10 protein-coding genes and 1 pseudogene are annotated in these 6,888 nt (G+C 45.1%); 3 read left to right on the top strand and 8 right to left on the bottom strand.

Annotated features, from left to right (window positions below):
* Positions 1 to 131, top strand: a pseudogene (locus tag POG22_RS09985) (IS30 family transposase); the annotation flags it as partial.
* 12 nt (positions 132 to 143) lie between these two features.
* A complete protein-coding gene (locus POG22_RS09980) occupies positions 144 to 407 on the top strand; it encodes an HNH endonuclease (protein ID WP_498905055.1) in 264 nt (87 codons plus the stop codon).
* Positions 408 to 672: 265 nt separating this feature from the next.
* Here the strand turns inward: POG22_RS09980 and POG22_RS09975 are convergent, their stop codons facing one another.
* A complete protein-coding gene (locus tag POG22_RS09975) occupies positions 673 to 1,590 on the bottom strand; it encodes a LysR family transcriptional regulator (RefSeq protein WP_498905054.1) in 918 nt (305 codons plus the stop codon).
* 104 nt (positions 1,591 to 1,694) lie between these two features.
* Here POG22_RS09975 and POG22_RS09970 point away from each other — a divergent pair, with 104 nt between their 5' ends.
* Positions 1,695 to 2,225, top strand: a complete 531-nt coding sequence (locus tag POG22_RS09970; RefSeq protein ID WP_498905052.1) for a carboxymuconolactone decarboxylase family protein — start codon at positions 1,695 to 1,697, stop codon at positions 2,223 to 2,225.
* Between the two features lie 106 nt (positions 2,226 to 2,331).
* Here POG22_RS09970 and POG22_RS09965 read toward each other — a convergent pair whose 3' ends face one another.
* The 7 genes from POG22_RS09965 to POG22_RS09935 form a co-directional block, all read right to left on the bottom strand.
* A complete protein-coding gene (locus POG22_RS09965) occupies positions 2,332 to 2,946 on the bottom strand; it encodes a Uma2 family endonuclease (RefSeq protein WP_498905051.1) in 615 nt (204 codons plus the stop codon).
* 48 nt (positions 2,947 to 2,994) lie between these two features.
* Positions 2,995 to 3,816, bottom strand: a complete 822-nt coding sequence (locus POG22_RS09960) for a hypothetical protein (RefSeq protein ID WP_498905050.1) — start codon at positions 3,814 to 3,816, stop codon at positions 2,995 to 2,997.
* Positions 3,817 to 4,082: 266 nt separating this feature from the next.
* Positions 4,083 to 4,655 carry a Uma2 family endonuclease gene (locus tag POG22_RS09955; RefSeq protein WP_498905048.1) on the bottom strand — a complete coding sequence of 191 codons (573 nt, stop codon included), beginning with the start codon at positions 4,653 to 4,655 and terminating at the stop codon, positions 4,083 to 4,085.
* Between the two features lie 175 nt (positions 4,656 to 4,830).
* Positions 4,831 to 5,178 carry an endoribonuclease MazF gene (gene mazF, locus POG22_RS09950; RefSeq protein ID WP_498905046.1) on the bottom strand — a complete coding sequence of 116 codons (348 nt, stop codon included), beginning with the start codon at positions 5,176 to 5,178 and terminating at the stop codon, positions 4,831 to 4,833.
* Positions 5,172 to 5,414, bottom strand: coding sequence for an AbrB/MazE/SpoVT family DNA-binding domain-containing protein (locus POG22_RS09945; RefSeq protein ID WP_074170743.1), 243 nt, complete (start codon positions 5,412 to 5,414; stop codon positions 5,172 to 5,174). Before POG22_RS09945 ends, mazF begins: the two co-directional genes overlap by 7 nt.
* 86 nt (positions 5,415 to 5,500) lie before the next feature.
* Positions 5,501 to 6,082 (bottom strand): Uma2 family endonuclease, encoded by a 582-nt coding sequence (locus POG22_RS09940; RefSeq protein ID WP_498905045.1) that lies wholly within the window; start codon positions 6,080 to 6,082, stop codon positions 5,501 to 5,503.
* 2 nt (positions 6,083 to 6,084) lie between these two features.
* Positions 6,085 to 6,345: a hypothetical protein gene (locus POG22_RS09935; RefSeq protein WP_063714642.1), complete on the bottom strand. Its 261-nt coding sequence runs from the start codon at positions 6,343 to 6,345 to the stop codon at positions 6,085 to 6,087.
* Positions 6,346 to 6,888 lie beyond the last annotated feature (543 nt).

Below are 6,888 nucleotides of genomic sequence, written 5' to 3'. Positions count from 1 at the left end.
TCTTGTCACCGGATGCGGTAAAAAAAGCAGTAGATTTACTCAACGATCGTCCTCGAAAATCTCTTGACTATCGAACCCCTTCTGAGGTATTTTATAGTCAGGGATCGGAGACCGTTGCATTTCAAACTTGAATTGGCGGAACAATGGACAAAACCCCCCGCATTTCTATTCCCAACGCCGTTCGACAGTACGTTTACGAACGGGATAATTTCACGTGTCAGAGTTGCGATCGCACTCAGCAGCAAACTCAACTGACGATCGATCATATTATTCCCCTGGCGAAAGGGGGAACGAACGATTTGAGTAATTTACAAACGCTCTGTTTCGCCTGCAATCGTCGTAAAAGCGATTCTCACGACCCTCGCTTTCGACGCCGTTATACGGATTCGCGATCGCGGCGACGTTGAGTTAGCGTCATGCAAACAGGCGATCGAAGCTAGAGATTTTCACCACAGAGACACAGAGGACACAGAGAGTTTTTTGCACAGAGATGAAAAGGGTGCATCTCAATGGATATAAAAATATGAGTCTGGGGTAGGTTGAACTTCGGCAACGCTGCCGTCCAGGGGTGGAGCGATCGCGAAACTTAACAACAGATCGATTCAGTGCAGAGACTCCGATCTGATAAATTTACATCGCTAATTCAAAAATGAAATGCACCCCGATCGGACATCATTTTCTAATTGACTCGTTCTGATAATAATGAGTCAAGCTAGTCTCAAGAAAATTGAGAAAGCATTGCACTTTTGGCAACAGATACCGTTGGCTGGGAAACACAGCATAGATGCCAATATCGCTGCGGTCTTCATAGTCTTGAAGTAACTGTACGAGCCGACCGGACTCTAGATCGGGTCGAGCGAAATAATGTGCGACTCGACCGATTCCAACGCCTTTAAGTAACAGGTTGTAGAGTGCTTGACCGCTGTTGACTTCAAAGTTGTCTCGCACTCGAATTTCTCGCGTCCCCGATTTGTCCCGAAATTGCCACTGATTCAGGGTAGTTGTTGGAACTTTTAAACTCAAGCAACGGTGGCGAACGAGATCGTCTGGCGTTTTTGGAATTCCATAACGTTCGAGATATTGAGGAGATGCACAGATAATCCGGCGATCGCTCATTAACTTTTTCGTTTCTAAGGAAGTCTCGGCGATCGCGGTGATGCGAATGGCGACATCAATGCGATCGCTGACGAGATCGACCACTTCGTCCGTCAATCGGAGTTCCAACACGATCTGAGAATGTTGTTCGAGAAACTGGGAAATTCTGGCTAACAAAAAGCGATCGGCGAAATAGGTCGAGCAACTCACCCGCAAGGTTCCCTGAAGACCGTCGCTGTGTTGTCGGACTTCTCGATCGGCTTCCTGAATCTCTTCGAGAATCCTCACACAGCGGTTGAAGTAGCGTTCTCCAGCTTCCGTCAAGTTCAAGTGACGGGTGCTTCGGTGCAACAGTCGCACGCCGAGTTGCTGTTCTAAATGGCTCACGCGACGGCTAACGGCTGAGGGATTTAATTCCAGTCGTTTCGCGGCTTTAGCAAAACTCCCGGTTTGGACAACAGCCACAAATACTTCTAAATCTTCAGAGCGACTCATCGATTATTGCGTTTTAGACATGAGTATAATGCCAAAAAATGCGATTGTCTTATTAGAAAAGTAAATATAAAATAGTTTCCGGTGAGTCAAGGAGTCAGCGAAGCATGAAAAACATCCAGCTTTTTATCTCGAGTGTCCTCTTCTTACTAGCGATCGGAATTTTGACGTTTCAGACTTTAATATCTCCGTCTCCTGCACTAACCCAACCCGTTTCAGAGCAATTGCTTTCTACCGAACTTGTTCGAGAGGATGCCAATCGATTTCAGGTGGGATTATCTTTGATCGATCGACTCAATCCCGAGGGTTACGATAATTTTCATGAGAGTTTAGCCTCGACTTCTCCCGAATTAGTTCGCTTCGCCGTCGAGTTTCCGTATGGTGACATTATTTCGCGAGCCGGTCTCGATCTCAAATCTCGCCAAATTGCCACGGTTGCTGCTTTAGCAGCTCTTGGAGACGCACAACCTCAACTGAAGTTTCACATTCAAGGTGCTTTAAATGTCGGTTGCACTCAGCAGGAAATTGTGGAATTGATTACCCAAATTTCAGCTTATGCAGGTTTTCCGAGAGCGATTAATGCAATGATGGTTGCCAAGGAAGTTTTTCAGGAGCTGGATGAGAACACTCGCTCTTAAAGGGATGTTGTCGGGGGCATCTCAATTCTGCAAATCCTCAGAAACTCGGTATCTCTAAGAAACCTGATACCCGAAACTACGGATTCGCGATCGCAGCGGGGTTGAGTTAGGCGCGATCGCGGAATGCAAACAGGCGATCGACAGATACTTCGACTTCTGGAATCGCGTCGGAGGTGATGACTTCGCCACCACGCAGCAGGGTCGATCGATATTCGCCATCGACAAGACGCGCGATCGTGACGGTGGGTTGTTTTGGCGTTCCGATGTAACGACGGCCGCCAATTCCGAGATAATCGACAATCCAGTATTCGGGAATTCCGAGGGTTTCGTAATCTTCGTATTTTCGCGCGTAGTCGTTTTGCCAGTTCGTACTCACGACTTCAACCACCAGTTTGACGGTTGCGCCGTTGGTGATGACGGGTTCGCGAGTCCAAAGCGGTTCGCGATCGAGTTGGGTTTCGTCGAGGACGATGACATCGGGACGAAACGCGCTGGTGGACGCGAGAGGTCGAACGAGACAGCGATGGGGGAGGAAATAGGGGAGATCGAGGCGATCGATCGCGGCGTTGAGTTTGCGACTGATGAAGGCGGCGACTTGTTCGTGGGGGCCAGTGGGTTCCATATCGATAAGTTCGCCGTCGATGAGTTCGTAGCGGGAGTTATCACCGTATTGGCTGAGGAAGTCCTCGAGGCTGAGGTTGTGGCTAACGGCTTGAGTCATATCTACACTTATCCAGTTCTAGCATAACTATTTTCGAGATGACATTCCTTATTTTTTATTAGAACGAGGAACGGAATATACCGAATCATTGGCTGCTTTTCCAATCATTAAAAAATTTTCTAAGCCATTACATTCTTCAGGCCAGCTTGATTTTTTTGTACTAGTTAGATCTATGTCAATACAAGCTACATCTTTAGGGGACAGTTTTTTAAAGCTATTTAAGTTATGTAATGATTCATAATCTACACACTTATGACTCACTAAAAAAGCGACTGGATAAAACTTCAGCAAATTAAATATACCAAAAGTTTTAAGATTCCCTCGAATTGACGGCATTCCAAAATCTCTGAGTATGATAGTTCTCTCATAAGGATATACCCAATAAAAAATATTTATATCTTGAGGTATAGGAATCGAATCATCTAAAATACAAGGTCTGATTAGTCGATCTATTTCGGAATTATCCGTTTCTGTTTTTGCGGCGAGAAGATGTCCTAATACAGATCTCATAATTGCATTCGGATAACACTCAACTTGAAAGGCTGGGGGAAGTTCGAGCTTGGTTTCAACAAACTTTTCTATCTGGCGACTAAACTCACCAAGCCGACGGTCGTAGTTAATACCTAACTTATTATTACAGTCTGAGCATATAGTTTTATATAAAACACCATTTTGAGTGTTACGTGGTTTAAAACCACGTTCGTTAGTGAACTCATATAATAATATGTTGATTATTCGATCTTTTAAAGGTGGACAAGCTTTGGGAGGGACATGATCTTCTGACAAGATCGCTTCTTGTTGACAAATATTACAAATATTGTCTTTTTTGACAAATTTTTGTGTGATTGGCTTCCTGTTTTTATTTTTCACGATCTGCCTCGGAGCTTCCTAGCTTTTTTCTACTAATAAAAATATGTTTTATGAGTTAAAACATATGTTTTATGAGTTAAAATATATTTTTTTATGAGTTAAAATATATTTGCTATTATCTTTTTTTTGCATTAATAATAAAAGATAAACCCGATCAAAAGTTAATTTTAAGCTTACACTACAATTAAATTTAATTTGATATTAAATAGTAGAGGTTGATTTTAATTTATATAGAAGAATAACTATAACAAATTATGTATATTTTGTCAAGACGAGGATTTCCCCATTTTGAGCCAACCAAAGACTCGATCGCACCTCAAATCCAACTCAACCCCCTCCAAAACCCTCAACCGCATCGAACCCTCGCACAACATTGGCTCTTGCTGGGGTTGAAACACCAGAATCGAGCGATCGCTCGGATCGACAAGCCAACCCAACTGACACCCATAATGCAGACAATGTAAAATCTTGCCAGTCACGCGATTTGCACTTTGCTGCGGCGACAGAATCTCAATAACCCAATCTGGCGCGATCTCCACATCGTCAATCGGTTCCCCATCCTCGTCGAAGGCGATACGTTCCCAGCGAAATACCGCCACATCGGGAACTAGAGAGCGATTTCCAAAGGTACAGCGCAACTCCGAAAAGCCATAAGCAATTTGCGCCTCTTCCGCCACCTCGTTAATTGCTTGAATTAACTTGTTTTGAAGTCGCGAATGACGTGCCTTTGGCATAGGTTTTTGAATAACTTTCCCGTCGAGGTACTCGCTGGCGGGTTGGGTTTCGGGGAGTTTTAAAAAGTCAGGTAGCGCGATCGCCTTGTAGGGTGTAACTGTCATACTCGAAACCTCTCTACAATTGACATAGCAAACTTGCTCGCGATCGCTGCGATTCTAGACTTCAGCGTTAGTTCGGAAAGTAAACAGGTATTCGACAGGTATGTCTATCTCTGGAACGATCTTCGACGTGATGAATTCATCACGATACAGCACCCATTGATTTTGTCGCTTTTTCTTACAGTAACAGCATCTTTAACTTGTTCTGTACCTCCCGAACTAAGGTCTGGGTAACGGATTCAACAAACTCCGCCTGTCGGATTCGCCAATCTAAAGATTTAACCTGGTCTACTAAAATGACACCGTTTGTTTTCAGTTCTTCAGGTAAGATAACTTCAAACGGATATCCCTTGCGATGGCTGGTAATCGGCATCATGACCGCCAAAGAGCTTTTAGCGTTGTACTTTCTGGGAGACAAGACAAAGGCCGGACGACGGCCTTGTTGTTCTCTCCCTTTCGTCGGATTAAAGTTAATGTAGATAATCTGACCGCGATCGGGAATATATGAATTTTCAGAACTTACCATACTTCATTGCCAATCTCAGAATCGCATTCAATTTCTTGATGTAAATTCTCAGGTGAAATAGCATCGATAAGTTCGTCTAACTCCGAGTATTTTTCGGGTTTTGGTGTAACAGTCAAATGTCCCTCAACAATTTCAATTTCAACTTCAGAGCCTTCGGTCATCTGCAACTCTTTCGCTATTTCTAGCGGGATGCAGATTGCCAGACTATCTCCCCATTTATTAACAACGTTCTTCATGATCGAACACGACAAATATATCTCTACTATTCTAGATCGCAGAACCTCGGAACACCTTTAACAAAGTCAAGCTGACAACAGAGCGGTTATCCATCAAACCCTACTCCCTCGTAAAGATCGTGCATCGCCACGTCGAGATCGATCGCCCCTAACTGCACCGTCATCCCCAAATCGTCGTACACTCGCAACGACCACTCGTTAACCCCAACTCGAACGAACTGTTCGACGCGAGCCTCGTACTGGCTGACTAACAAATATTCCTGAAACTCCGCGATCGACTGATAATACCGAAACTTATCGCCTCGATCTCGCGCCTCCGTCGAATCCGACAACACTTCCACAATCAGACAAGGATTGAGAACTTCATCTCGACGATTTTCGTTGAATACCGGATCGCCTGCAATAACCAACACATCAGGATAAACCGCTTGTCGGTACTGAGGAATCCACAACCGCATATCTCCCGCGCGGACGTGGTAATTTTTGCCTCGCAACGCCACCTTAAAACAAGTCACCCAGTTTAACGCAATGCCGTTATGCTCGTAGGTTCCCCCCGTCATCGGGACGATTTCCCCATCTCGGTATTCGCGCTTGACTTCAGCAACCTCTTCCAAGGCGCGGTATTCGTCAAGAGAAACCCAGGTAGGAGTTGGCGTTGAAACTTCCATCCTTATTCCTCAGTAGGTTCTGAATCGGGAAGGCGATCGCACACTTCCCAAATTTCCTCCTGTAACGCTTCGTCGCAGTGAGCGTGAAGGTGAATCGTCGCCGCCGCTAATTCCGCTAACACTTCCGTGCGATCGCCCTCCGAAAGCGGTTGTCGCAGCTTTTTCAACAAGTTCAACGTCGTTCGACATTCCTCACCGAGTTCTTCCAACAGGCGATCGAGCGTGGCATCCTGAGTTAGAGAGGGTTTAACATCGAGTGACATTTTTTATTTTCCTAAACGTTTTCTCGCTCGTTCGATTCCATATGTTTAATCAGCCCGAAATCTGGAGACTCTTTAACTGATTCTTTATCTATTTTAGCTTGATGCTCTCGTATACGCTTTTCCAAGCTTTGAATAGATTTGTAGTAATGTCGCTTTCCCATCTTCTCGATTGCAAAAAGGCAGGAGTCACCCCCTGCCTCTTTCAGTTCGACCTAAAAGCCGCGATTACGCCTTAGCCACTTCCTTCTTCTGGCTCTTCCGACCTTGGTGTGTAGGGTAAATGCTTGTAGCCTATATCTGGAAAGGAATTTCGCGATTTGAGCTGCGTTTTTATACAGTTTAGGAAAAACTCCTGCCCTGTAAAGGTTTCAGCGATTTCTTACATAGTAAGTTCGGAAGAGCCCTTCTTCTTCGCCTCTTCCGAAGCCAAGAACTTCTCGAGTTCCGTCAGCGCGTCCGCATCCACCTTCGTCTGCATCGGACAGAACTTCGGTCCGCACATCGAGCAGAACTCAGCGGTTTTGTAAATATCCGCCGGAAGGG

It is taken from the genome of Geitlerinema sp. CS-897, from assembly GCF_028368005.1.
GTDB lineage: Bacteria > Cyanobacteriota > Cyanobacteriia > Cyanobacteriales > Geitlerinemataceae > Baaleninema > Baaleninema simplex.
The sequence above is the reverse complement of the archived record's forward strand: the minus strand, read 5'-3'. Positions and strand labels throughout refer to the sequence as shown.

What these genes read in the sequence shown, in the direction of transcription:
- POG22_RS09980 (WP_498905055.1), top strand. Translation starts at nt 144, where the DNA reads ATGGACAAAACCCCCCGCATTTCTATTCCCAACGCCGTTCGACAGTAC.
- POG22_RS09975 (WP_498905054.1), bottom strand. Translation starts at nt 1,590, where the DNA reads ATGAGTCGCTCTGAAGATTTAGAAGTATTTGTGGCTGTTGTCCAAACC.
- POG22_RS09970 (WP_498905052.1), top strand. Translation starts at nt 1,695, where the DNA reads ATGAAAAACATCCAGCTTTTTATCTCGAGTGTCCTCTTCTTACTAGCG.
- POG22_RS09965 (WP_498905051.1), bottom strand. Translation starts at nt 2,946, where the DNA reads ATGACTCAAGCCGTTAGCCACAACCTCAGCCTCGAGGACTTCCTCAGC.
- POG22_RS09955 (WP_498905048.1), bottom strand. Translation starts at nt 4,655, where the DNA reads ATGACAGTTACACCCTACAAGGCGATCGCGCTACCTGACTTTTTAAAA.
- mazF (WP_498905046.1), bottom strand. Translation starts at nt 5,178, where the DNA reads ATGGTAAGTTCTGAAAATTCATATATTCCCGATCGCGGTCAGATTATC.
- POG22_RS09945 (WP_074170743.1), bottom strand. Translation starts at nt 5,414, where the DNA reads ATGAAGAACGTTGTTAATAAATGGGGAGATAGTCTGGCAATCTGCATC.
- POG22_RS09940 (WP_498905045.1), bottom strand. Translation starts at nt 6,082, where the DNA reads ATGGAAGTTTCAACGCCAACTCCTACCTGGGTTTCTCTTGACGAATAC.
- POG22_RS09935 (WP_063714642.1), bottom strand. Translation starts at nt 6,345, where the DNA reads ATGTCACTCGATGTTAAACCCTCTCTAACTCAGGATGCCACGCTCGAT.